The following is a 24501-nucleotide window of genomic DNA, read 5'->3' as shown; positions in this document are numbered from 1 at the left end:
TGCGGCACGGGCGACGACGGCGGAGCGCGCCGCGGCTGCGGGCAACCGCCGAAGGCGTACTCTTCCAACACCGTCCGGTCCACGCGGTGTTCGCCGCAGCCCGGGAGGCGTCACCGCGTGCACGGAGCAGCGGCCACCGGAGTCCACCCACCGCCGACCGGCGCGCCGGCCCCGGACGCGCGCTCCGCCCGTCCACTCCCCAGCTCGCCCAGAAGGCCGGTACGCATGAGCACGGACCACCGCCACCTCCTCGTCATCGGCATCGGCGCCGGTGACCCGGACCATCTGACGCTCGCGGCGCTGAAGGCCATGCGCCGTGCCGATGTGTTCTTCCTCCTCGGGAAGGGGCCGGAGAAGTCCTCGCTCACCGATCTGCGGCGTCGGATGCTCGACGAGCACGCCCGCGCGCCGTACCGCGTCGTCGAAGCGGACGACCCGTGGCGTGACCGCACGCCGGGAGGCCGGAGCGAGTACACGGCGGCGGTCCACGACTGGCGCGGCCGGCGCGCCGACGTCTATGAGCGCCTGATCCGGGACGAGTTGGCGCCGGGACGGACCGGGGCCTTCCTGGTGTGGGGCGATCCCGCCCTGTACGACAGCACCCTGGGCGTCCTGTCGGAGATCGAGGCGCGGGGCACGGTCGCCTTCGACACCGAGGTCGTCCCGGGGGTCAGCAGCGTGTCCGCCCTGGCGGCGCGGCACCGCACCACGCTCAACCGGGTCGGCCGACCTGTCCACATCACTCCCGCGCGCAGACTGCCCGAGGTGGGTCTCGACGACGACGGCGACGTCGTCGTGATGCTCGACGCCCAGGAGGCGTTCACCGCGGTCGAGGGCGACGACGTGTGGATCTACTGGGGCGCCTACCTCGGAACGCCCGACGAACTCCTCGTGTCCGGCCGTCTGCCGGACGTCGCCGGACGCATCCAGCGGCTTCGTGCCGAAGCTCGTGCGCGGCACGGCTGGATCATGGACACGTACCTCCTGCGCACGGTCGACGGGGCGGTGGACGACGGCTCCGGTCCGCCCGGTCCTGCGGCTGCGGCTGCGGCTGCGGCTCGGTCCTCGGCCCGGACGCCGTCCTTGCCCGACCCGGCGCGGAGGGCGGGGGAGGGGGAGGAAGAGGCGGTCCCCGTGCTTCGGGTGGCCGATGCCGACGCGGCGGTCGCCTGGTACCGGCGGCTCGGGTTCGTGAAGCGCTGGGGGCACCGGTTCGAACCGGGGCTCCCGGCCTTCGTCGAGATCGCGAGGGGCCCGGTGAAGCTGTTCCTCTCCGAGCACGCCGGCGACGCCCGCCCCGGCACGCTGGTGTATCTGCGGGTATGCGACGTCGACGCCGTCGCGGACGAGTTCGGCGTGCCGGTGACCACCGCTCCATGGGCGCGCGAGGTGGAGCTCCGCGATCCCGACGGCAACCGGTTGCGGGTGGGCACACCGGCGGAGTGATCGCCGGCCGAGGCGGACCGGCCGGACGGGCCGGAGCGGAACGAAGCGGGCCCCGGCAGCCCGGGTCATCCGTCGGCGAGCATGTGCCCACGCAGCTTGGCCAGGGTGCCGGCCAGCAGCCGTGAGACGTGCATCTGGGAGATGCCGAGCTCGGTGCCTATCCGGGCCTGCGTCATCTCACTGCCGAACCGGAGCTCGAGGATGGTGCGCTCGCGCTCGTCGAGTTCGGCCATGTGGGGCACCAGGGCGCGGATGTTCTCCACGAGTTGCATGCCGGGGTCGTCGATGCCGATCCGGTCCGGCAGGGATCGGCCGCTGGCCAGGGCCGCGTGCTCGTCGTCGCTGTCGGTGTTCGGGGTGTCCAGCGAGCCGGCCCGGTATCCGGCGGCGGCCACCATGCCTTCGACGACCTCGTCCTTCGTGCGCCCGAGGTGTTCGGCGAGGTCCTCCACGCTGGGATCGCGGTCCAGTTCGCCGACGAGCCGCTCCCTGGCCCTGGCGAGTTCGACGCGCAGTTCCTGGAGGCGGCGCGGCACGTGCACGGCCCAGGAGGTGTCGCGGAAGTACCTCATGATCTCGCCCTGGACGTACGGGACCGCGAAGGAGGTGAAGGCGACCTCCCGGCCGAGGTCGAACCGGTCGATGGCCTTGATCAGCCCGACCGTCCCGACCTGCACGATGTCCTCCATCTCCCCCTCGCCGCGGTTGCGGAAGCGGTTGGCCACGAACCTGACCAGGGAGAGGTTCATCTCGATCAGGGTGTTGCGGACGTACTGGTGCTCCCGCGTGCCCTCCTCCAACTCGCCCAGCCGTTCGAGGAACAGGAGGGTCAGTGGCCGAGCGTCCTCGGGCGAGACCTCGGTGGCACGGCCGATGCGGGGCAGTCCGGCGAAGCCGTTGCCCCTCGGACCGGGGCCCGGCGCTCCGGCAGGAGAAGCGGGATCCAGGTGGGTGGCGGGCGTCGTCATGAGCTGGCACTCCTCCCCGAAGGCACTGGGCTGGTTCCGGGCGCCTTCCCTGTCGGTTGCCGCTCATGCATTGTTGTTCTGCGGCAAGTGTTTGCGCGCATGTGAATCGCTTTCGGGAACGCGTGACCCGCGACGCACGCCGGAGCAGGTGCGTGGACCGGGAGTGCCCGGTCAGGTGTTGAGCTCCTCCAGCGTCATGCCCTTCGTCTCGACCGCGAAGCAGGCGATGACCGTGCCCACCACCGCCACGGCCGCGAACTGGGCGAAGACGAGTGTCAGGCTGCCCCCGGCACCCAGGATCGCGCCGACGACGATCGGGCCGAGGATGACGCCCAGCCGGTTCCACAACCCGCCGAAGGCCGCTCCCTTCGCGCGGTTCCGCGTCGGATAGAGCTCGGGGGAGTAGAGGTAGAGCCCGCAGTTGACGGCGTACACGAAAAGCGTCGTACAGGACGCGAAGAGTGCCACCCGTCCGCCGGAGGCCGCTCCGGTCACCGCGAGCGTGGTCAGCGCGAGCGCGCTGCCGCCGAGTGCGGTCACCAGCGCCGGCCGGCGGCCGACCCGGTCGATCAGCAGGGCGACGAGCAGGGTGCCGAGCAGCCCGGTCACATTGCTGAGCAGGGTGTAGCCGAGGGCCGTGGCCAGGCCGAGCCCGAAGTTCCCGGTGTAGAGGGACGGCAGCCAGACGGAGATTCCGTGGTTGACGTAGTACGCGACGAACCACAGGGCCGACACGACCGTCGTGCGCCTCAGGTACCGCCCGGTGAACAGCTCTCTCAGCCTTCCCCGGGCGCTCTCCTCGCCCTTCTCCACGGTGGCGGGTTCGGGCAGCGGCGCCCCGGTGGAGCGGACGACCTCCGCCTCGATCGACGCGATGACCCGCTCGGCCTCCTCCGTCCGTCCGCGCGCCAGCAGCCAGCGCGGTGACTCGGCGACGTGGCGGGGCAGCACGGCGGCGATCAGCACGGGCAGAGCGCCGATCAGGAACATCGCCCGCCAGCCGAGGTTGGGCACGACCCACACGGCGACCAGGGTCGCGACCGCGAGCCCGGCAGGGAAGATCATCTCGTAGAGCAGCACGAACCGGCCCCGCTTGTCCGACCGCGCGATCTCGTTGATGTAGGTGGCGGCGACCGGGACGACACCGCCGATGCCCAGGCCCTGGGCGAAGCGGAAGAGCGCGAAGAGCTCGATTCCCGTGGACAGGGCGACGGCGAGCCCGGCGAGCGCCGTGACGGCGACCCCCACCGCGACCGTCCGGACCCGGCCGATGGCGTCCCCCGTCCATCCGGCGACCAGAGCGCCGAACAGCATGCCGACGGAGCCGGCCGTCACGGCCAGGGTGGCCTGCCCGGTCGTCAGGTGCCATTCCTCCATGAGGACGGGGAGCGCGGAGGCGGCGAGCAGCTGGTCGAACGCCTCGAAGAAGGTGACGGCGCCGATCAGAAAACGGACCTTGACGTGCCAGCGGGAGTGCGGCAGACGTTCGAGGCGTGCCGCTATGGATCCCACGGCGGACCGGCCGGCCACAGTCGTCATGAGTGCCTTCCCTCGGAACGTGGGCCGGTCCGGGAGCAGTACGGCCGCGCGTGGATACGGGTGTCGGTGCCGGCAAGGGACATTACCGGGAGGCGGCGGTCCGCCGACGGCGAGTCGCCGTTGTCGACGGAGGCGATCGACGACGAGGCGGCGGGGCGTGCTGGTGCCGGACGGGAGACGCGGACCACCCGCCGGCCGGCCGGGCGGAGCCCGGAGCCTGACGCCCCGTCGGAGTTCAGAGCCTGACGACTCCCTCGAAGAGGACGAGAACACCGATGGCGGCGATCACCACCGCCATCACTCCGGCCGCCTGGCTCTCCAGCCACTGTCTGACCCTCAGCAACGGGATGAGGACCCGTTCGCCCATGAGCAGATGGAGCACCACCGGCAGCGCCACGGTGCTGGCGGCGCACACGGTGAACACCGCGAGGGCCGTCACGCCGCTCGTGGTGGCCGCCCCGGCTGCCCCGACCGTGAGACCGGCGGCGGCGGACAGCAGCAGGATCTTCGGGTTGGCCAGCGACAACAGCAGTCCGAGCCGGAACGCCCTGGACGGGCTCGCGTCGGCGAGGAGCCGCATCCAGCCCGGTGCGGGCCTGCCGTGTCTGGTCAGCCACTGGCGGAGGCCGAAGAGGATCAGGAGCGAGCCGAGTGCGACTCTGGCCCAGGCGACCCAGCCGTGCCCCTCCGCCGGACGCTGGACCACGGAGGCCAGCGCGGCGCACGCCACCGCGGGTACGACGATGCCGATGACCCAGCCGGTCAGGAAGGCGCTGCTGGTGGCGCGGGGCTGCGGGGTGAACTGCATGAAGAGGGCGGGGATGAGGGTGAACGGCGACAGGGCGATCACCACCGCGAAGAACACGACCTCACCGAACGCCACAGGCACCGCCTTCCGCCGCCATCGTCCTACGCGGGCGCACGAACAGCCGACTGTCCGCGCGGGTGTGACGGCCCGTCCGCGGCCGGGAGGCCGGGGGGACACGGACCTGCCCCCGAGGATGACACACGGTCCGGTGGATCCTGCGGCAGCGACCTGCCTGGGCCGTCCGTGCTGCGACCCGGTCCCCGCCGTTCGCGGCCGCTCGTCCCGTACGGCGGTGCGGGCGCGGGTGCGCCGACGGCGGCGCGCCCGCGGCGCCGGACGCGACCGCACTCCGTGTGAGCCGGTCAGGGGACGTGCCGCGCGGGTTTCGCCCAGGGACGACCGGACGTTTCGCGATCATGGTCAGAATGCCGGATGGTCCGACGTCGGGCGTGGTGAGTGGGAGGAGAGACCGGCATGGGTGGCGAAACCCTGATGCGGAAGATTCTCGACTACGGGAGCCGGGCTGATCCGTATCCCCTGTACGCGGAGCTCCGCAGGACGCCGGTGTCCCGGCAGGAGGACGGCAGCTACGCCGTCAGTACGTATCACGAGTTGCTGGCTCTGCTCCACGATCCGCGCATCACCTCCACGCACAAGGACCGGGAGGAGGCGTTCGGAGGACAGTTCCCGCCCAGTTTCATCGGCATGGATCCCCCTGAGCACGACCGGGTCCGCGGTCTGGCGATGCGTCAGTTCGGCCCGCCGCACTCGCCGCACCGGATCCACGACATGCGCGGGGAGATGGAGGCCACCATCAGGGAGCTGATCGACGCCTTCCCCGCGGGGGGAGAGATCGATGTGGTGGACGCGTTCGCCTATCCGTTCCCCGTGACCGTCATCTGCCGGCTCCTGGGGGTGCCGCACGAGGACGAGCCGAAATTCCGCACCTGGGCCGACGAACTGGTCGCCTCGATCGACCCGCGGCCGGGCGAGGACCCGTCCGTCCGGCTGCGCGAGGGCGCCGAGACCCGACGGGAACTCGCCCTCTACATCAACGACCTCATCGAGAACGGCGCCGGCAGGTCCGACGGCGGCATGCTCTTCCGGCTCGCGGCGGACCACGACGCGGAGGGCGGACCGCTCAGCCGCGTGGAACTCGTGGTCACCGCGATCCTGCTGCTCATCGCCGGTCACGAGACCACGGTCAACCTGATCGCCAACGGCGTGCTGACCCTGCTGCGCCGGCCGGACCAGTGGGAGCGGCTGCGCCGGGAGCCGGAGATCGCGCCCCGGCTGGTCGAGGAACTGCTCCGGTTCGAGCCGCCGGCGCAGATCATTCTGCAGCGAGGCGCTCTGGCGGACATCGAGATCGGAGGTGTGACGATCCCGGAGGGGTCGGTGGTCGCCATGGTCCTGGCGTCGGGCAATCGGGACCCGAAGCGTTTCACCGACCCGGACGAGTTCGATCCCGACCGCCCCGACATCGAGCACCTCGGCTTCGGCAGCGGTGTCCACAGCTGCTTCGGCGCACCGCTGGCCCGTCTGGAGGCGCAGATCGCCCTCACTCAACTCGTCCGGCGGCTTGACAACCCCCGCCTCCTCGCCGACCCCCCGCCCTACCGGAGCAGTGCCGTACTGCGCGGGCCCCGGCACCTGCCCGTCGCCTTCGACCGCGTTCTGCCCTGACTCCGTCCGGCGGCCGCCGGCCCGAGCAGCCGGCCGACGGCCCGTGAGCCGGACCGGGGACACCGAGGCGCCGCACCCGGGTGCCTCTTTGCTGCCGGACGGCCGGCGTCCCGGGGCGGCCGGTGCCGAGCGGGCCGGGCTGCCGTCGCGCTGACGGGCCCGGCCCTGCCGGCGGCGCCCTGTGGGCGGTTCTCACGCCACTCCGGCGGGCGTCAGGAACGCCGTGAGGACGACGAGTTGCCGGGTCGCCCGTGTCATCGCGACATGGCGGTCGACCGCCCCTTCGACACCCGTGCCGAACGCCTCCGGGTCGACGAGGACGACGAGGTCGAACTCGAGCCCCTTCGGCAACTCCGGGTCCAGCGCCCGTACGCGGGACGTCGGGCGGAACGTGGGATCGCCGATGACGCAGGCGATCCCGTCGGTGTGGGCGGCGAGCCAGACGTCGAGCACGGAGTCCAGGTCCGCGACGGATCCGTGGAGTAGGGGGACGCCACCGCTGCGGACGGCCGTCGGGACGTTGGCGTCCGGGAGCACCGCCCGGACGGCCGGCTCGGCCTCCGCCATGACCTCCTCCGGCGTCCGGTAGTTGATGGTCAGGGAGGCCCCCTCGATCCGGTCGAGCCCGATCCGCGCCAGGCGCTCCCGCCACGACTCCGTGAACCCGTGCCGGGCCTGGGCGCGGTCCCCGACGATGGTGAAGCGCCGGGACGGGCAGCGGAGCAGCAGCATCTGCCACTCCGCGTCGGTCAGCTCCTGGGCCCCGACCATGTCGACGGACGACTTCAGCCGGGCCACGGCCGGGTCGGCCTCGATCACCGCTCCGGCCCCCTCGGCCACGAGGTCCCGCAGCGTGCAGGTGGGCGGCGCGTCCGGGCCGGCTTCCCGGATCCCCGACGGGCGTACGGCCAAGTCCCGGCCGGACATCCGACCCACCGGTCTCCGCTCTCCGTGAGACCGCCTCCACGGCGTCCGGGACCGGACGCCGTGGGTCTCCGTGAACGGGTCAGGAAGGCACGGACCGCGGTGCGCGGTACGGCGGTCGGGCCGTCGTCCGGCCGCCGGCCGTGACGGGTGGTGCCCCAGCGAAGCGGGTGTCCCGCGCGTCACCGCAGCGCCCCTCGCCGGCCGTCCGCCGGCTCGCGGCAGACGGGCACCGTCGCCACGGCAACGCCCTCCCGGGCCGGGTTGCCGCCCCAGCCCTCCCGCGCGGGCACTTCCTCACCCTTCATCAGGAAGGAGTCGGCGGCGAGACGGGCGTGGTCGCCGACCGTGGTGCCGTAGTGGACGAAGGCGCCGACACCGAGGGTCACGCCCGCGCCCAGTGTGGCCCGGTCGGACTTGAAGGCGCCGTCCTCCTGGGAGTGGCACTGGATGACGGTGCCGGCGTTGAGGGTGCATTCGTCGCCGATGGTGACGAGGGACCGTTCGATCAGCGAGCAGCCGTCGTCGAAGACCCGTCGGCCGATGCGGACCCCCAGCAGCCGCCAGACGAGGTTCTTGAACGGAGTGCCGTTGAAGAGCTGCATGTAGCGGTGGGTCGTCAGTTTCCAGAAGCGTTCGTGACGCCAGAAGGACTGGTCGTAGATCGAGCAGTACAGCGGCTTCAGCGGCTGGACGCGGGTGACGATCCGTTCCACCAGCGCGTAGTAGACGACGGTGAACAGCAGGGTGACCAGGCTCGCCAGCGCTATCGGCGGCAGACCGTGGCTGTGGTAGAGGTCCACCGCGGCCATCGCGATGAGGGCGACGACGTAGAAGTGGATCCAGCGCATCAGCAGGTACAGGGTCGCCGTGAAGGCGTTGTGCCTGTTCTTCGCGCCCAGGCGGCGGCGCAGTTCGTCGCCGGCGGCGAGGTGGTCGAACCGCCGGTCCCGCATGACCGTGCGCGGGATCTCGAAGCTCGGCGAGCCCAGCAGGCCCACGTTCTCGCGGACCGGTCCGTCGATGGGCACCATGACCTTGGTCGCCAGCAGGCAGTTGTCCCCGGCGCGGCTGCGCGCGGGATAGACGATGTTGTTGCCGAGGAAGCTGCTCGATCCGATGGAGGCGGGGGAGAAGCGGAAGGACGTGCTGGAGAAGTCGGCGTTGATGACCGAGAGGCCGTCGGCGACCATCGTGCCGGTGCCGACCCGGCTCAGGTACGGGCTGTCGTGCTTGACCAGCGAGCCGAAGTTGGACCCCGTCTGCTCGACCCGGCCCAGGTCGTATCCGAGGCAGCGCAGGTAGTGGACGATGGCCGAGCTGTCGCCGAACAGCAGGACGAAGAACCTGGCGTTGGTCATCCGCGTGAGGGACCGCTGGAGGCCGTGGTGGACCCCGAACAGGGGGTAGACCCTGCCCGGCTCGATCACCAGGCGCAGCAGCCGGGGCACGGCGTTCACGATGACCAGGCCCACCAGAAGCCCGCCGAAGAAGGCCACGAACGAGGCGATCAGCGCATCGAGGTAGAACCCGGGGCTGGTGAAGGTCGGCTCGGGAGTCAGCAGGGCGTCCAGCTGCGGCAGTACGGCGAACAGCAGGCCGAGACCGCCCAGCGCCAGAGGCAGGTACACACCCAGCAGCAGCAGGAGCTGCGCCGCCGTGTAGAGCACCTTGCGCAGGCCGCCGCACGGCGCGGCCCCGACGGCGCGGAAGTCCGTGGTGGTGGGCTGGGCCGGGGAGCCGTGCCAGGACTCGCCCGCGGGCACGTGCTGTCCGCTGTGCAGCGAGGAGGCATGGCCCAGCTGGGCGGAGTCGCCCATCGACGTACCGATGTCGAGGACCGTCTGCTCGCTGACCGTCGCGTCGCGGCCGAGGGTGACGGGGCCGGTCTCGATCACGCCGTCGTGCGCCCGGTAGCAGGAGAAGAACACGTCCTTGCGGATGACGGAACCCTCCTCGACCGTGAGCAGGTCGGTGCACACCGGCACGTTGCGGGAGAAGATCGCCACATTGCGCCCGATCCTCGCGCCCAGGGCCCGCAGGTACAGCACGTACAGCGGGGTGCCGACGAACAGGCGCATCGGGCTGGTACGGATCAGGGCTTTCACGCACCAGAAGCGCAGATAGCCGAGGCTCCACACGGGGAACCGCCCGGGCCGGAAGCGCCCGACCAGCAGCCACTTGCCGACGACGGAGAGTGCGCACAGGGCGGTGAAGCCCACGCCCGCGAAGACGGCCGACCGCAGGTACACGCCGACGGCCCCCGAGCCGTCCCGGATCCACTCGTATCCGCTCGCCAGGACGAGCGCCACGACGAAGGACATGCCGAGGAAGAACAGGAGCTGCAGCGCGCCGCACAGCACGTACTGCCACGTGCGCGCCCTGGCGGGTGCCTCCGCAGGGCCGGTCCCGGCCGCCGTTCCGGCCGCCGTTCCGGTCGTCGTTCCCGCCGTCGTCACGGACATCGCCCCGGCGGAGGTGGTACCGGACTTGCCGGGACCGGCCGCGGCGCCGGGCCCGGCCTCCGGAAGGTCGAGTTCCGCGGCCAGGGCGCGGACGGTCGGGTGGCGGTAGACGTCCTTCATCGACACGGTGGGGAGGTCGTTTCGTTTGCGGAGGCGGGCGCAGAACTGGGCCATGACGAGGGAGTCTGCGCCGAGGTCGGTGAAGAAGTTGCCGTCGGCGGGGACCTGCTCGGTGCGCAGGACGCCTGCCAGCACCTCGGCGAGCAGTGCCTCGACGGGCTTCTCCGCGCCGCCTCCGTTGCCGGCCGGTGCATCCGCCGGTGCCGCGGGGGGCAGCGAGGCCGCCAGACTCGCCAGCGTGGGGTGTTGGTAGACGTCCTTCATCGACACGGTGGGGAGGTCGTTTCGTTTGCGGAGGCGGGCGCAGAACTGGGCCATGACGAGGGAGTCTGCGCCGAGGTCGGTGAAGAAGTTGCCGTCGGCGGGGACCTGCTCGGTGCGCAGGACGCCTGCCAGCACCTCGGCGAGCAGTGCCTCGACGGGCTTCTCCGCGCCGCCTCCGTTGCCGGCCGGTGCATCCGCCCGGGATGTCGAGCCGATCCCGGCGGCGGTGGCGGGTCGTTCGAAGCTGTTGCAGGTCACGACAGTTCCTCCCGGATGCGGCGGCTGCCGCCGGCCAGGAGCGCCGTCGCCGCGCGGCGGTCCGTGCCGTGCACGGGAGCGGATGCCTGCGAACCGGACGTTCCAAGGTCATCGGTCGCCGGGCGGTCGTGTATCCATGAATTCATGAGTCGTTCACCTGCGGTCGCGCGACCCTCGTTCTGCCTTCTTCGGGGCTCGCATGTCGGATTCCTGTCGGAGGCGGTGGTGGCAGGCGCCACGTTTCGGGTTTCAATCGCCTTCTTATTCCAGTAGGCACGATCGAACGATTTCTGTCCTGCTACTGGAGCTCGTGGCTTGACAGGAGTGACGGAATATGCGGCCCCGTCTGCCGGGCTGCGGAACCGCCGGCCTGTACGACGTGCTGCCCCAAGGGCTGTCCCGCAGCCCCCGGCGGGCGCACGACGACAGCCACGGCGCCTCGCGACGCTGTCGCATCGCCCGAATGCACCCAGTATGGGAACGACTCTCCGGCTTGCGATGCACCGCGTCTGACGCCGCGCGCCGGTCCCCCCGGGGATTGCGGGACAGCCCTTACCGGCCGCGCACGGCTCTGGCAAGTCCCGAATTGCGGTGGCATGACGCGGGGATCCCCGTTCCGTTCACTGGTGGCATTCCGAGCCGCCCGGCTCCCGCGGATTTCCCGCGGCCGTACCGGGGACCCCCCGGTCGGCGGGGGATTTCCGGCCGACTGCCGGATGGTTGAACCGGCATGTTCCTCGAATTGTGGTGACCAATGGGACACGTATTCGCTCCGGCCGTGCCGTCCGCGACGACCGCGGACGACTCGCCTTTCCGCGCGCCGCCGACGGGCCGGATGATCGGCCTCGATCTCGCGCGCGGACTGGCGATCCTGGGCATGTTCGCCGCGCACGTCGGTCCCGATCCGTCGGTGGGCGGTCCCCTGGGGTGGGTCATGGAGGTGGCACGGGGCCGGTCGTCCGCACTGTTCGCGCTGCTGGCCGGCTTCACCCTGGTCCTCCTGACGGGCCGCCCCCGGCCGCGCGCGGGACGCGGCGGCCGCCAGGCGATCGGCCGGGTCCTGATCCGTGCCGCCCTCCTGATGGCCCTGGGGTACGCACTGGTCCTGCTGGACACCGACGTCGACGTCATCCTGTCCTTCTACGGTCTGCTCCTCGTCCTCGCCCTGCCGCTGTACCGGCTGAGCGCGAGGGCGCTCGCGCTCATCGCGGCCTCGACCGCCCTCGTCCTGCCGCAGGTGCTGTACCTGCTGAGAGCCGCGGTCGACGGTGGGGACTGGTCCGACGCAGTCGTCGGTCTGGACCCCCTCGCACGGATCACCGGCTCGGACGGCTTCCTGGAACTCTTCGTCACCGGCGAGTACCCGGCCCTGACGTGGTTCCCCTTCATCGTGGCCGGAATGGCGGTGGCCAGGCTCGACCTCTCGCGCCGCGACGTGCTCACGAACCTTGCCTGCACCGGCGGGGCACTGGCCGTGATCGGTTACGGGGGGTCGTGGCTGGCCCTCCATGCGGTTCCGGGCACCCAGGCAGCTGTGAGCGCGGCCACGGACGGAGGCCCCGCCGCCTCGGCGTGGTGGTCCGACGCCGTCGGCGAGGAGTTCGCCTCCGGGCACCCGGCCTGGCTGCTGGTGGCCTCCCCGCACAGCCAGACCACCTGGTCCGTCGTCGGCAACACCGGCGTCGCGCTGGCCGTCCTGGCCGGCTGTTTCATCGCCGTGCGGTTCGCGGGTCCCCGCGTCCGGCTGCTCGCACCGCTCGCCGCGGTCGGCTCGATCTCCCTGACGGCCTATGTCGGTCATATTTTCGCGATCCGTCTGCTGGGTACGGTCGACGGTGACGACTGGCCGGCCCTGCCGGTGCTCGTCGGGTTCGCGGTCGTGGCCATAGCGACGGCCTTCCTGTGGACCCGCGTCTTCCGGCGGGGCCCGCTGGAGTACCTGCTGTACAACGCCACCAAGCCCGCCCGATGGATCGGCTGACCGGGCCGGCCGTGTGCCGTGCCGATCGGAGAAGGAGGCCGGAGTCATGAGTCTGCGCCTGACGTTCCTGTGCGCGCCCTCCGTGGAGGGAACCCGTGGCCCGGCGTTCGGGGACGTCCCCCTGGACGGGCGTGCCCGGCGTGCGGCCGCGAACGCGAAGACGGCCCTTCCGCCCTACTCCCTGGCTCTCCGGGCACCGTCGGCCCGCTGCGCGCAGACCGCCGAGGCCCTCGGTGTGGCGGCGGCGCCCGAGGACGCCCTGCGGGACCTCGACCGCGGCACCTGGAACGGGCGCACACACGCGGACATCCGGGCGGAGGACCCGCACGGCCTCTCCACCTGGCTGACGGACCCCGATGCCGCACCGCACGGCGGCGAGTCCGTCGGCAGGCTGTGCCGCCGGACCGCGTCCTGGCTGGAGGCCCTACCGGACGACGTGGGGCGCGTGCTGGCGATCACCGAGGCGTCCGTCGTCCGAGCGGCGCTGGTCCACGCGCTGTCGGCACCCGCCCGCGCCTTCCTGCATCTGGACCTGCCGCATCGGTCGGCGGTCACTCTGACGAGGCGCGACGGCCTGTGGCACGCGGGCCTCGGCGACCCGGAGGTCCCACGACAGCGGGCGTCCGCCGACGACACCGCCTTCGCCGGCACGACCGTGTACGCCGCCCGACGGTAGTCCGGGGCGGGCCGCGACTTTCGGGCGTGCGTTCGACCTTCGTACCCCGGCGCCCGGCCTCCGGCTCCTCCGTGCCCCGGTCCCGCCGTCCGGCGGGGGCCGGCCTCCCCGTGGCACCGCTCACCGCGGCCGGGGGACGACGGCCGGGAGGAACGACACTCCGAGACACGGCGGCCGGACGGCCTGTGGCCGGATACCCACGGCCGCGGTACCCATAGGGTGCTCCCATGTCTGCCAGGTTGAGTCCCACGAGGGCCCGTGCCGCGCTCGGAACTTCGGCACGGGTGTCGGTCGAGCTGCTGCTCGTTTCCGTGATGTCGGCGGTGGCCCTGTGGCTGCTGGGCCGGATGTGGTCGATCGTGTGGCCTCTCGTCGTGGGCCTCCTCCTCACCACGCTCACCTGGCCCTCGGCCCGGCTGCTGCGCAGGTACGGGTGGTCCCCGGCCCTCGCCGCGTCGGCCGTGACCGTGCTGTTCCTTCTGGTCGCCGCAGGCGTCGTGGCCCTGATCGCGGTGCCGGTGGCAGCCCAGTCCGGCGAACTGTCGGAAGGCGTCGTCCAGGGCATACAGAGGGTGCGTGAGTGGGCCGCCGGACCGCCGCTGAACATCGGCGACGACCAGATCACCGGCGCCTTCGACTCCGCGGTGCAACGCATACAGGACAGCGCGGGCAGCATGGCCACCGCCGTCGTGGCCGGTGTGGGCACCGTGGTCAACGGTGTCGTCACGGCGGTCCTCGCACTCTTCCTGATGTTCTTCTTCCTCAAGGACGGCCCCCGGTTCCTGCCGTGGCTCACTCGTCAACTCCCCGGCTCACTGGCCACCCACGTCCCGGTCGTGGCCGCGCGCGGTTGGAACACCCTGGGCGCGTTCGTGCGGTCCCAGGCGTTCGTCGGCCTGATCGACGCCGTCTTCATCGGTATCGGTCTGTGGATCCTGGGAGTACCACTGGTCCTCCCGCTCGCCGTGCTGACCTTCGTGTCCGCGTTCGTGCCGATCGTGGGCGCCCTGTTCGCCGGTCTGGTCGCGGTGCTCATCGCGCTGGTGTCGAACGGACCGACGGACGCGCTGATCGTGCTGGCGATCATCGTCGTGGTGCAGCAGCTCGAGGGCAACGTGTTCCAGCCGATGATCCAGAGCCGGGGCCTGGGCCTTCATGCCGCGGTGATCCTGCTTGCGGTGACACTGGGCGGCAGCCTGGCGGGCATCGTGGGCAGTCTGCTCGCCGTACCGGTGGCCGCGCTGATCGCGGTGGTCTGGAACTATCTCCGCGAGCAGTTGAGCGAGCCGGAGCCGGCCCCGGAGCGGGAACCGGTACCTGCGGCCGCACCCGGACCGGAGACGGCACCGGGAACCGGCGAGCCGCAGACCGGCGCTGCCGCCGTGGTGTAGTAACCCCTCCGGTCGGCCCGCGTCCGAGCGGGCCGTCACGGTGCCCGCCCGGGCCGCTGTCCCGAGTCCTTCGGGAAGTCCTCCTCGGAGCCGTTTCCGCCGCCCTCGCCGCTGCCCGGTCCGAGACCCCTGCCGAGTTCGCGGTCTGCGGTCTGTGACGCAGACCACAGGGATCGAGTGACCTCTTTAATGCGAATCCTGAATGCGTATTTGATAGCGTCCTTGATGTGCGACTCACCAAGTTCACCGACCTGGCTCTCCGGTCCGTCATGCGCCTCGCGGTGTGCACCGACGACGAGGTGCTCACCACCCGAGAGGTGGCCGAGGCGATGGACGTGCGGCACGCGCATGCCGCGAAGGCGATCACGCGCCTCCAGCGCCTGGGGGTGATCGAGGCCCGTCGGGGTCGTGGGGGCGGACTCGTCGTGACCGACTTCGGCCGGCGGGCTTCGGTGGGCTGGCTGGTGCGGGAGCTCGAAGGGGAGGGGGAGGTCGTCAGCTGCGAAGACCCGCCCTGTCCGCTGCGGGGGGCCTGTCGGCTGCGGCGGGCGCTGCGTGACGCACAGGAGGCGTTCTACGCCACGCTGGACCCGCTGACCGTGGCGGATCTCGTCACCTCGCCGACCGGGCCCGTGCTCGTCGCCCTTGCCGGACCGCCGGCGCGGTAGCCGCTTCCGCCGGTCCGGCTCCCGTCACGACCTCGCGGGCTGAGGTGCGGGCCTTCTAAAACACGAAGATCGTTTACCTATTTAGGAGTCATCTGTGCTCTCGGAACAGGCCACGCCCGTCGTCCGCGCCACGCTGCCGGTGGTCGGGGCCGCCATCGGCGACATCGCCGAGCTCTTCTACCGCAGGCTGTTCGACGCCCGTCCCGAGTTGCTGCGGGACGTGTTCAACCGCGGCAACCAGGCCAACGGGGAGCAGCGGAAGGCGCTGGCGGGTTCGATCGCCGCCTTCGCCGGAATGCTGCTGGAGAAGCCGGACGCCCGACCCGACGCGATGCTGGCGCGGATCGCGAACAAGCACGCCTCGCTCGGGATCACCTCCGACCAGTACAAGATCGTCCATCGACACCTCTTCGCCGCGATGACCGACGTGCTCGGGGAGGCGCTCACGGACGAGGTCGCCGCCGCCTGGGACGAGGTGTACTGGCTGATGGCCAACGCCCTGATCGCCCTGGAGGCGCGGCTCTACCAGGAGGCGGGCGTCGCCGAGGGCGAGGTCTGGCGGTGCATGGAGATCACCGAGCGCCACCAGGAGACGCCCGACGTCGTCTCCTTCCTCATCCGTCCCCGCGACGGCCGCCCCGCGGGGCCGTTCCGGCCCGGCCAGTACGTGAGTGTCCAGGTCGAACTCGCCGACGGCGCCCACCAGATCCGCCAGTACAGCCTCTCCTCCGCCCCGGGCCGGCGTGACTGGAGGATCAGCGTCAAGCGGGTCCGCGACGAGGCCGGACCGGACGGGGAAGTGTCGTCCTGGCTCCACGAGCACGCGCGGCCGGGTGACGTCCTGACCGTGTCGGTGCCGTTCGGCGACCTCGTGCTGCCGGAGGGCGACGGGCCGCTGCTGCTGGCGTCCGCCGGGATCGGGAACACCCCCGTCCTGGCCGTGCTCGACCGTCTGGTGTCCACCAGGGCGGGCCGCCCGGTCGTCACGGTCCACGCCGATCGCACACCCGCCGACCACGCGCACCGCGAGGAGCAACTCGCCCTGGCGCGAGCGCTGCCGGACGGCCGGCTCCACCTGTGGTACGAGTCGCCCGGCGACGAAGCCCCGGAGGCCGCGGCCGGCCGGGCCGATCTGGCCGGCCTGGAACTCCCGGAGGACCTGACCGCGTATCTGTGCGGTCCGCTGCCCTTCATGCGCGCGGTGCGCGGCGAGTTGCTGCGCCGGGGAGTTCCCGCCGAGAGGATCCACTACGAGGTCTTCGGTCCGGACCTCTGGCTCGGCCGGTAGAGGCCGAGCGGTGGAGCCCGTGTTCCGGGACCGCGCTACGTCGGCGGCACGGTACTCGCCGTACTGCGCACGTGCCTTGCCGTACCGCGCCGTCCTCGCCGTACCGCGCACGGAGATGCGTACTCCGGCCGGCTCGAGGACGGCGTGAGGACCGTGCCCCATCGGGAACGGCCGCCCGGCGCCGAAGGCGCCGTGCGTCACGAGGCGTCGGCAAGCCCCCGCAGCCGTCGCCGGCCGCCGGGATGCCTCGGCGTCCGAGGAGTCGCATCGTCCGCGTCGGGCGTGAGAGCAGAAGGAGCCGGGCGCGAGAGTGGAAGGAAGAGGTACACCGCGTATGAACCCCACCTGGGCGGCAGTGGCCGCCGCGGCCGCCTTCGTCTGGTTCGGAATGGTGCTGGCCATCTCGTTCCTGGAGGCACCGCTGAAGTTCCGGGCGCCCGGAGTGACCCTGCGGATCGGTCTCGGTATCGGCCGGCTGGTCTTCCGCGCGCTCAACCGCGCCGAAGCTGTCCTGGCCGGTGTGCTGGTCGTGGCGGTCGCCGCCGGAGGCCCCGCCGCACCCGTCGTGGCCCTGACGGTCGCGGCCGTGACGCTGCTGGCCGTGCAGCTCGCCGCTGTCCGGCCCGTGCTGAACCGCCGCTCGGACCGGGTGCTGGCGGGGGAGGACGTCCCACGCTCCCGCGCCCACCTCGTCTACGTCGCCTGCGAGTCGGTCAAGGCGATGACCCTGCCGGCGCTGGGCGTCGCGCTGATGCCGGTCTGAAGCCACCGATGTGCGTTCCGAGTCCGACGACGAGGGCGGACGTCCGGCCTTCGGTCTCGTACACCGGGGCGGTCGACCTCCGGCACGCCGGAGGGACACCGCGCGGGGACACCGCATGTCGCACCGTCGCGCCGCCGGGGACGTCGAAGCGCCCCGGCCCGCGCGTCGCGTGGCGCGGGCCGGGGCGGGCTGGGTGGGGCGTCAGCCGGCCGTGCCGGCGGCGCAGCCGTTGCCGCCGGCCGGGTTGAGCAGGCTGACGACCCCGAGCGTGTTGCCGCAGACGTCTGCCGGCACGTGCACCGGGGCCTGCAGGGCGTTGCCGGACAGGACGCCCGGGCTGCCCGCTGCCGCGCCCTGGGCGCCGGAGTCCGCGACGGCGCTGCCGACGCCGGCGACGGCGCCGGCCAGGGTGAGGGCGGTCAGGACGGACGCGGTTCGCTTGCTCATGCTCGATCTCTCTCGTTGGGGAGGGGTGGAACAACGGCCCCGATCCCACCGCATTCCGACGGCATATGACGGGCAATTCACCGGATCCCGGGCGTGTCAGCGCGACTGGTGTTGATCTGAACAGCGGTGAACTCCCTCAGTGCAGTCCGCCGTTCACTCGCTGATCAACCCGGGCGGGCGGCGCGAACACCTCCCCGGCGCCCTGTTCCAGCCGGCCGCGAAACACGGGATCGCTCGCACGAGTGACGATCTCGGCCTTCCCTCCGCTGGGATAACCGTGACCCGAGTATCCTTCCGCTCCTGGCTGCTTCTCGCCGCTCCCGTGACCACGCTGCTGCTGCTCGCGGCGTCGCTGATGCTTCCCTTGGACATGTCGCTGAGTCCCCTGGTGCAGCGCCTCGCGCCAGTTGCGACCTTGCACGACGCGCCTCTGCCCGGCGGGGGCACAGCCCAGTTGACGAAGTGCGCGGTGGACGACGGCCCCCGGCCCCGGCCGCGAGGAGAGGGTGAGCGTGGCGACGACCCCACATTGGTCCTCACCGCCTTGGACGTTCGGGACCCGGGCCCGAAGGGACCCGGCCACCCCACCTTCACGATTCACCTCGCGATCCATGTCGACGACGAACCCCTCCTCCTGGAAGCGCCGTTGACGCAGGGCAGTGTCACGGTCGACCTCTTCGGTCCGCACGGGGAGGGCCGCCGTGCCAGCGCCCGCGGGCTGACGGCTACCGTCGTCCACGGCGGCTTCGAGGGCAGGCCCGTCGCCGCGCCGCCGTCGGGACGCTTCCGGGTGGCCCCCGGCAAGGACCTGCTCCTCGACGTGGCCGTGCCGGCGGGGGCGGTCTGCCCGGGGCGCAGCATGCTCGATGTGGTCAAGTGCAGCCCTGAGACGACGAACGACGCCGCGGACTGCCCTGTCGTCGCCGTGACCTTGTCAGACCCGGCCGTTCGTGCCTACCGCACAGCTCGGGCGGGCACCCACGCAGCGGACGGAGTGCCTTCCGAAGCTCCGGAGCTCTTCAGCGACCGGCTCGTCGCCGTGTCACTGGAGCCGGACGTCCGCGGCACGTGAGGCAGAGTCCGGCAACCAGAACTGCCCCACCCGTGCCGCACGCGAGGCCCGTCCGTGCGCGCGTGACTGCGAGTCCCAGGCGGCTGAGGGGGGACCTACGCAGAGCTGCCGCAGCGGGCCCGGGTTCCGTCCGCGCACCCTGTGGGAGGTGCGCGAGCGGATGGCGCACGTCCGACGCAGCGGCGAGCCCTTCGCCACCGCACGCGTACCGCCCCGACGTGCCGTGACGGGGAACGTGGCCATCAGGCGGTCCGGTTCCACTGTGGAGGGCCACTCACGCCGGGATGCCGAGCCCGGGACAGCCGGCCGTCGCCCGCTCATCCCGGGGCACCCCGTCGCGCTGTTCCCGGAGCTCCGGGTCCGGCAGCCGGAGGAGCCGCCGACGGCCCCGTAGACGTCCCTCAGATCGAATCGGTCAGCTCTGCCAGCGCCGCGCCCAGGAGCTCCAGACCGGGACCGGCCGGGCCTCCGGGTTCGGTCATGTAGACGTCGCGTCGGATCTCGATCATCAGGGCGCTGACGCGGGGGTCCTTGCCGTGGAACTCGAGGGGCACGTACGCACCAGCGAAGGGGCTGTCGAACCCGGTGCCGCCGAAGCCCGCGAACGCCCGCTCCGCGGCGGCGAGGAGGGCGGGCGGGGTGTGGAAGGGGTCCGTGCCCAGGCAGATCGGCGGCCGGGGTCCGTCGCCGTGCAGTTCGTAGGGCAGCGGCTCGGTGGGATACGAGTGGACGTCGATGACCACCGCACGTCCGACGGTTCCGAGACGGTCGGCCACGGCAGCGGTCATGCCCTGCGCGTACGGGTGGAAGTAGCGCTCGACGAGCGGCCGTGGGTCCCTGTCCGCCGGTCGCAGGCGCTCGCGGTGCGTGGTCCGGGTGTAGACCGCGCCCATGCCGACGGCGAGCATCTCCTCGCGCTCGTCGGGGAACCGCTCGGGGTCGATCACCAGCCGGGAGAGCCCGTTGACGAACTGCCACGGCCTGACCGCGGCGGCGTCCGCCCCGGCGGCGGCGATGGCGGCCGTGTGGGAGTCGGTGATGTGGTCGAGTTCGAGTGCCAGCGCGGTGTCGTCCAACTCGATGCCGCGACGCACCCACTCCGGGATCTCACGCGAGGAGTGCGGGACGTGCAGCACGACGGGCGAGTCGCCGGCGCCCGGGAGGAGACGGAAGGAGGGCATGAAGGATGATCTTACGGTCGGTGGTCGGTGGTCGGTGGTCGGTGGTCGGTGGTCGGTGGTCGGCGGTCGGCGGAGGGCTCGACCGCGACGACTTCGGCGTTGTGCGCGACGAGCGTGGGGCCGTCCGCGGACTGGGCACGGCCGAACGGGTCGCCATGGGAGCCGGCGGTGTACGAGCGGCACCCGGCGTGCCCTCCGGCACGGACTCGCGTCCCCCGACCCCTCTCCTCGGCTCCTCGCGACCGCCCTTTAACATCGAACTGATTTCTGACGCAACCTCTCTTTTTTCTGGGTGTGGCTGGTTATGATCGGGCTCCTCATCCTGGTCCCGACCTGGGCCGGAAAGGTGTTTCCCCAGTCCCGGGGCAGCACCCCGACCCGTCGACGGTCCGTCACGCTGTCCCCCGTTCCCGAGGACTGATGTCACCGATACAACCCATCGGATCACGAGGTCCGTCGGCGAGGCGCCGGCGGCGCACCCTGCGCCTGCGTACGCTGCTCACCTGGCTCGCGGTCGTCCCCATCGTGGCCCTGGGCGTCCAATCGGCGCTGGCCGCGCACCGGTTGCTGGAGCAGTCGGAACACCTGCGCGCCGACGTGGACTCCGGTGAACGGCTGGGCGTACCCCTGTACCGGCTCATGGTCGCGATGCAGTCCGAGCGGACGCTGACCGCCGCGCGCTGGGCCGGCACCACGGTGCCCGAGGACGACATGCGGGAGCGGCGCGCGGCCACCGACCAGGCCGCGACTGGGTTCCGCCGGTCGTGGGCGCCCGGCAGCGCGGTGTCCGAGGTGGCGGACCGCCGCCTGCTGGAGGTCTCGCAGGAACTGGACGACCTGAAGTCCTACCGCGAGCGCACCGACAGCGGCATCGGAAGCGCCGACAGCACACTCGTCTACTACAGCGGCGTGATCGGCCAGATGATCCGCTTCTACCAGGACCAGCTGACCCACACGGAGGACGGCGGGCTCAGCGAGGACACCCGCGTCGTCACCGCCATGTTCGCGGCGTCCGAGATGGTGGCCCAGGAGGACATGATCCTCGCGCAGGCAGGGCCGTCGAGGACGCTGACCACCTCCAGGTTCGCCGACTTCGTGAACGCCGTCGGTGCCCAGCGGTACCTGTACGACGCGTGGATCGTGCCGTACCTGCCGGACGCGCAGAACGACCTCTACGCGCAGATGGTCCGCTCGGGAGCGTGGCAGACCAAGACCCGCATCGAGAGCGCCGTCCTGGCCGAGCAGTCGATCACCGACGACGGTGTGAAGCTGCCCCGTGACGTCAAGGGGTGGAAGGCCGCGCAGGAACAGTGGGGGCCGCAGCTCAGCACGCTGAACGCCGACCGGTCCCGGGCCCTGCTGGCGCGCGCCGACGCCCGGGCGACGGACCTCGAGACCGAGGTCGCCTGGCTGATCGCGGGCAGCGCGGCCGCACTGCTGGCCGTCGCGACCGTCGTCGCCCTCACGACGCGGTCGGTGCTGCGCAGGCTGAGCCGTCTGCACGACCGGACGGTGACCGTCGCCGAGAGCACGCTGCCGGACGTCGTGGACCGGTTGCAGAGCGGCCGGCCCGTCGACTCCGACGCACTGCCCGCGGTCCGCGGAGAGCAGGACGAAGTGGGTCGCATCAGCGACTCGTTCGCGCGGGTGGTCGCCGTCTCCGTGAGCGGCCACCGGCAACTCGCCGCCGAGCGCCTGGGCTTCGGGAAGTTCGCCGCGGGCATCGCCTCCCGCACCGGAAACCTGGTCAGCCGCCAGCTGAGCCTCACGGAGGAACTTCAGGACACCTTCGGGCACGACGAGGCGCTCCTCGCCGAGCTGATGCGCGCCGACCAGCTGACGGTCGGAATGCGCCGGCAGATCGAGAACCTGCTCATCCTGGCCGGCGGGGAGATCCCCGACCCCCACACCGGACCCATGCGCATCGCCGACCTGCTGCGCGAAGCGGCGGCCGAGGTCGAGGACTTCCGCCGCATCGAGCGGCAGGCGCTGGACGAGATCAGTGTCGAAGCAGCCGTGATCAGCCAGGTCAGCCATCTCCTGGCCGAGCTGCTGGACAACGCGACGCGGTTCTCCCCACCGAGGTCGAAGGTCGTCATCCGGGCCGAACTCGTCGCCGACGGGATCTCGGTGGAGATCGAGGACCGTGGACCACGGGTGGCACCCGCGACCTACGAGGAGATGAACGGGCGCCTGCACTCGGCACCGCCGTACGCCGTGCTGGCGGAGAACGCCCATCGGCTGGGACTCTTCGTGGTCGGCCACCTCGCCGACGGGCTCGGGGCCACGGTCGTTCTGCGCAGGTCGGTGTACGGCGGGACGTCGGCCGTGGTGATCCTTCCCAAGGCGCTGCTCGTACCGACGAAGGGCGAGACGGGAGGTGCGCCGCCGGTGGCGTCGAGGCACAGCGAGTCCGCGCGGACCGGACCCTCCCGGGGCGAGGCCCACACGGTCGCGGCTTCCCTGGTCGAGACCGCTCGTGAGGAGTGGGAGCAGTCGGCATGTTCGGCCCGGGCCGACGGCGAGACCGGCCGTGTCGAGCCTGCCCGGGAGGCGCAGGGGGGTCCGGAGACCGCGCATAGGGTGCCGGCGCCCGTGGTGCGGGAGCATCTGGAGTCGGCCCCCCTGGAGCAGGAGCATGTGGAGTCGGCGCCCGTGGTGCCGGAGCACATGGAACCGGCCTCCGTGGAACCGGAGCGGACGGACGCCGCACCCCTTGGGATCGCCGTCCCCGCGCCGCGCGGCCCGGGCGGCGGCAAGCCGGAGACGGGCCCGCACACGGGCGCCGGGCTGCCGGTTCGCAGGGCGCAGCAGTGGTCGGACCTGCGCCCGCACGAGGAGACGTCCCGCGACCAGCCCTCCCGCGACCGGCCTCCGTCCCACGAGCCCCCGCGTGACCAGGCGCCGCTCGACCGGTCGTCCCGTGACCGGGCCTCGCACGAACGGCCTTCGCACCAGCAGTCGCCGGAGGCGTCTGCACGTCCCGCCCGCCCCGCCGAGCCGGCCCGTGACAGACGCCCGGCGCTGCCCGAGCGGGTCCCGCAGACGCACATGGCCGAACAGCTCCTGGGGCCGTGCCGACCGACGGAAGCGGCGGCCGTGCGGGATCAGGACACCCCCGAGGAGGTGGCCGACGCCTGGGCCGACTACCAGCAGGGAACCCAGATGGTGGAAGAAGAGCTCCGACAGGATCGGCGATGACGACGACATCCAACGACATGATCTTCAGCGTCCTGGACAACAACCTGAGCAGGATCGCCGGCATCAAGGGCGCCGTGCTGCTGTCCAACGACGGGATCATGCTCAGCTCCTACTTGCTGGACCGCCCCCAGGGCGAGCGTGTGGCCGCGGCGTCCTCCGGCATCGCGTCCACGATGAAGGCCATCTCCCGGGAGGTCGACGGCGGGCGGGTCATCCGCCAGCTGGTCGAGATGGACGACCGGTACCTCTGCATCGTCGGATGCGGTGAGGGCAGCACCCTCATCGTCGTGACGTCCCGCAAGGCCCGGCTCGGCGAGCTGGGCGGCGAGGCCGTACGCACCGCGCAGGCGCTCGGGGAGTGGCTGAGCACACCCGAGCGCACCCAGGCGCCGACGTCGTAATGACCGACGCGCCGCGCCGAGGAGGCGGCCGCCGGACGCGGTTGTACGCCCTGACCGACGGGCGCACGACCGCTCCGCAGGCCTCGCTGACCATGGACACCACGGTCACGGCGGCGGTCTCCCCGGACGCCTACGACGGCCTGCCCAGCGAGTGGCAGGCCGTCCTGTCCCTGTGCATGCCTCCGAACGGCCGGGCGGTCGCGGAGATCGCAGCCCGTATGCGCATGCGTCTGACGCCCGTGATCCTCCTCCTCGGCGAACTGGAGGACCGCGGGCTGGTACGGCACCGGTCGCCCCTTGAGGAGGCCGAGACCAGCAATGTCCACCTGCTCAGGAGAATCAGGGACAACCTTGCCCGCATATGACACCTCTGCCCAGGAAGTCGCGCCCGTCAAGATCCTCGTGGCCGGAGGATTCGGCGTCGGCAAGACGACTCTGGTCGAGACGATCTCCGAGATCGAGCCGCTGCGCACGGAGGAGCGGCTGACGGCCGCCGGCGTCGGCGTCGACGACCTGGACGGGATCGAGTCCAAGACGGTCACCACCGTGGCGATGGACTTCGGCCGCATCACCCTCACCGACGCGGGCGTCGTCCTCTACCTGTTCGGGACACCAGGCCAGGAGCGCTTCTGGTTCATGTGGGACGACCTGCTCAACGGCGCCCTCGGAGCGGTCGTGCTGGTCGACACCCGGCGCCTCGACCGCAGCTTCGCCGCGGTCGACTTCTTCGAGAGCCGCGGGCTCCCGTTCGTGGTCGGCGCGAACTGCTTCCACGGTGAACAGCTCTACACTCCCGAGGAGATCAGGTCGGCCCTGCACCTCCGGGACCCGGACACGCCCGTCCTGATGCTCGACGCCCGCACCCGCACGGACGTGCGCTCGGCGCTGCTCGCGCTTCTCGACATGCTGATCGCCAACGCGGGGACGGCGACGCGGGTGTGACGGTCCAGTCGC

General features: G+C 71.8%; 20 protein-coding genes and 1 pseudogene. 13 read left to right on the top strand and 8 right to left on the bottom strand.

What is annotated here, in order from left to right:
- The first annotated feature begins 225 nt into the window (after positions 1-225).
- Positions 226-1446, top strand: coding sequence for a precorrin-6A synthase (deacetylating) (gene cobF, locus FEF34_RS44165; protein ID WP_407698258.1), 1221 nt, complete (start codon positions 226-228; stop codon positions 1444-1446).
- Between the two features lie 65 nt (positions 1447-1511).
- Here the strand turns inward: cobF and FEF34_RS05665 are convergent, their stop codons facing one another.
- The 3 genes from FEF34_RS05665 to FEF34_RS05655 all read right to left on the bottom strand — a co-directional run bounded on the left by FEF34_RS05665 (position 1512) and on the right by FEF34_RS05655 (position 4836).
- Complete coding sequence (locus tag FEF34_RS05665; protein WP_138052133.1) at positions 1512-2414, bottom strand: SigB/SigF/SigG family RNA polymerase sigma factor; 903 nt, start codon at positions 2412-2414, stop codon at positions 1512-1514.
- A gap of 171 nt (positions 2415-2585) precedes the next feature.
- Positions 2586-3953, bottom strand: a complete 1368-nt coding sequence (locus tag FEF34_RS05660) for an MFS transporter (RefSeq protein ID WP_138052132.1) — start codon at positions 3951-3953, stop codon at positions 2586-2588.
- Between the two features lie 235 nt (positions 3954-4188).
- A complete protein-coding gene (locus FEF34_RS05655; protein WP_234042287.1) occupies positions 4189-4836 on the bottom strand; it encodes a GAP family protein in 648 nt (215 codons plus the stop codon).
- Between the two features lie 399 nt (positions 4837-5235).
- Between FEF34_RS05655 and FEF34_RS05650 the strand changes: the two genes are divergently transcribed.
- Complete coding sequence (locus tag FEF34_RS05650; RefSeq protein ID WP_138052130.1) at positions 5236-6447, top strand: cytochrome P450; 1212 nt, start codon at positions 5236-5238, stop codon at positions 6445-6447.
- Positions 6448-6639: 192 nt separating this feature from the next.
- On the opposite strand, the pseudogene FEF34_RS05645 reads toward FEF34_RS05650, so the two are convergent.
- The 3 genes and pseudogenes from FEF34_RS05645 to FEF34_RS41060 form a co-directional block, all read right to left on the bottom strand.
- Positions 6640-7209: pseudogene (locus tag FEF34_RS05645) on the bottom strand (AAA family ATPase); the annotation flags it as partial.
- Positions 7210-7553: 344 nt separating this feature from the next.
- The gene (locus FEF34_RS05640) at positions 7554-10355 is read right to left on the bottom strand and encodes a Pls/PosA family non-ribosomal peptide synthetase (RefSeq protein ID WP_407698343.1); all 2802 of its coding nucleotides are present in this window, start codon (positions 10353-10355) and stop codon (positions 7554-7556) included.
- Positions 10356-10474: 119 nt separating this feature from the next.
- On the bottom strand, positions 10475-10624 hold the full coding sequence (locus FEF34_RS41060; protein ID WP_171052837.1) for a hypothetical protein: 150 nt from the start codon (positions 10622-10624) through the stop codon (positions 10475-10477).
- A gap of 608 nt (positions 10625-11232) precedes the next feature.
- Between FEF34_RS41060 and FEF34_RS05635 the strand changes: the two genes are divergently transcribed.
- The 6 genes from FEF34_RS05635 (at position 11233) to FEF34_RS05610 (ending at position 17245) form a co-directional block, all read left to right on the top strand.
- Complete coding sequence (locus FEF34_RS05635) at positions 11233-12459, top strand: acyltransferase family protein (protein WP_138052128.1); 1227 nt, start codon at positions 11233-11235, stop codon at positions 12457-12459.
- A gap of 46 nt (positions 12460-12505) precedes the next feature.
- Complete coding sequence (locus FEF34_RS05630; protein WP_138052127.1) at positions 12506-13135, top strand: histidine phosphatase family protein; 630 nt, start codon at positions 12506-12508, stop codon at positions 13133-13135.
- 227 nt (positions 13136-13362) lie between these two features.
- Positions 13363-14526: an AI-2E family transporter gene (locus FEF34_RS05625; protein ID WP_138052126.1), complete on the top strand. Its 1164-nt coding sequence runs from the start codon at positions 13363-13365 to the stop codon at positions 14524-14526.
- A 227-nt stretch (positions 14527-14753) separates the two neighbouring features.
- Positions 14754-15194 carry an RrF2 family transcriptional regulator gene (locus FEF34_RS05620; protein ID WP_138052125.1) on the top strand — a complete coding sequence of 147 codons (441 nt, stop codon included), beginning with the start codon at positions 14754-14756 and terminating at the stop codon, positions 15192-15194.
- Positions 15195-15288: 94 nt separating this feature from the next.
- A complete protein-coding gene (locus FEF34_RS05615) occupies positions 15289-16482 on the top strand; it encodes a globin domain-containing protein (protein WP_138052124.1) in 1194 nt (397 codons plus the stop codon).
- Between the two features lie 334 nt (positions 16483-16816).
- Positions 16817-17245 (top strand): hypothetical protein, encoded by a 429-nt coding sequence (locus FEF34_RS05610; protein ID WP_138052123.1) that lies wholly within the window; start codon positions 16817-16819, stop codon positions 17243-17245.
- A 201-nt stretch (positions 17246-17446) separates the two neighbouring features.
- Here FEF34_RS05610 and FEF34_RS05605 read toward each other — a convergent pair whose 3' ends face one another.
- Positions 17447-17692: a chaplin gene (locus tag FEF34_RS05605; RefSeq protein WP_138052122.1), complete on the bottom strand. Its 246-nt coding sequence runs from the start codon at positions 17690-17692 to the stop codon at positions 17447-17449.
- Between the two features lie 277 nt (positions 17693-17969).
- Between FEF34_RS05605 and FEF34_RS05600 the strand changes: the two genes are divergently transcribed.
- On the top strand, positions 17970-18764 hold the full coding sequence (locus tag FEF34_RS05600) for a hypothetical protein (protein WP_138052121.1): 795 nt from the start codon (positions 17970-17972) through the stop codon (positions 18762-18764).
- 401 nt (positions 18765-19165) lie between these two features.
- On the opposite strand, the gene FEF34_RS05590 is transcribed toward FEF34_RS05600, so the two are convergent.
- Entirely contained in the window at positions 19166-19945 is a 780-nt protein-coding gene (locus FEF34_RS05590; RefSeq protein WP_138052120.1) for an N-formylglutamate amidohydrolase, read from the bottom strand.
- A 420-nt stretch (positions 19946-20365) separates the two neighbouring features.
- On the opposite strand from FEF34_RS05590, the gene FEF34_RS05585 reads away from it, so the two are divergent.
- From FEF34_RS05585 to FEF34_RS05570, 4 genes are read left to right on the top strand one after another with little or no spacing between them, the layout of a single operon-like run.
- The gene (locus FEF34_RS05585) at positions 20366-23146 is read left to right on the top strand and encodes a sensor histidine kinase (RefSeq protein WP_138052119.1); all 2781 of its coding nucleotides are present in this window, start codon (positions 20366-20368) and stop codon (positions 23144-23146) included.
- Entirely contained in the window at positions 23143-23547 is a 405-nt protein-coding gene (locus FEF34_RS05580; RefSeq protein ID WP_138052118.1) for a roadblock/LC7 domain-containing protein, read from the top strand. The genes FEF34_RS05585 and FEF34_RS05580 overlap by 4 nt, the downstream gene beginning before the upstream one ends.
- Positions 23547-23912: a DUF742 domain-containing protein gene (locus tag FEF34_RS05575; protein WP_138052117.1), complete on the top strand. Its 366-nt coding sequence runs from the start codon at positions 23547-23549 to the stop codon at positions 23910-23912. Before FEF34_RS05580 ends, FEF34_RS05575 begins: the two co-directional genes overlap by 1 nt.
- The gene (locus FEF34_RS05570; RefSeq protein ID WP_138052116.1) at positions 23899-24489 is read left to right on the top strand and encodes a GTP-binding protein; all 591 of its coding nucleotides are present in this window, start codon (positions 23899-23901) and stop codon (positions 24487-24489) included. Before FEF34_RS05575 ends, FEF34_RS05570 begins: the two co-directional genes overlap by 14 nt.
- The last annotated feature ends 12 nt before the right edge of the window (positions 24490-24501 follow it).

Origin of the sequence: Streptomyces marianii (assembly GCF_005795905.1) — a bacterium.
Taxonomy (GTDB): Bacteria; Actinomycetota; Actinomycetes; order Streptomycetales; family Streptomycetaceae; genus Streptomyces; species Streptomyces marianii.
Note: the sequence above shows the minus strand (reverse complement) of the source record. Positions and strands in the feature narration are given on the sequence as shown.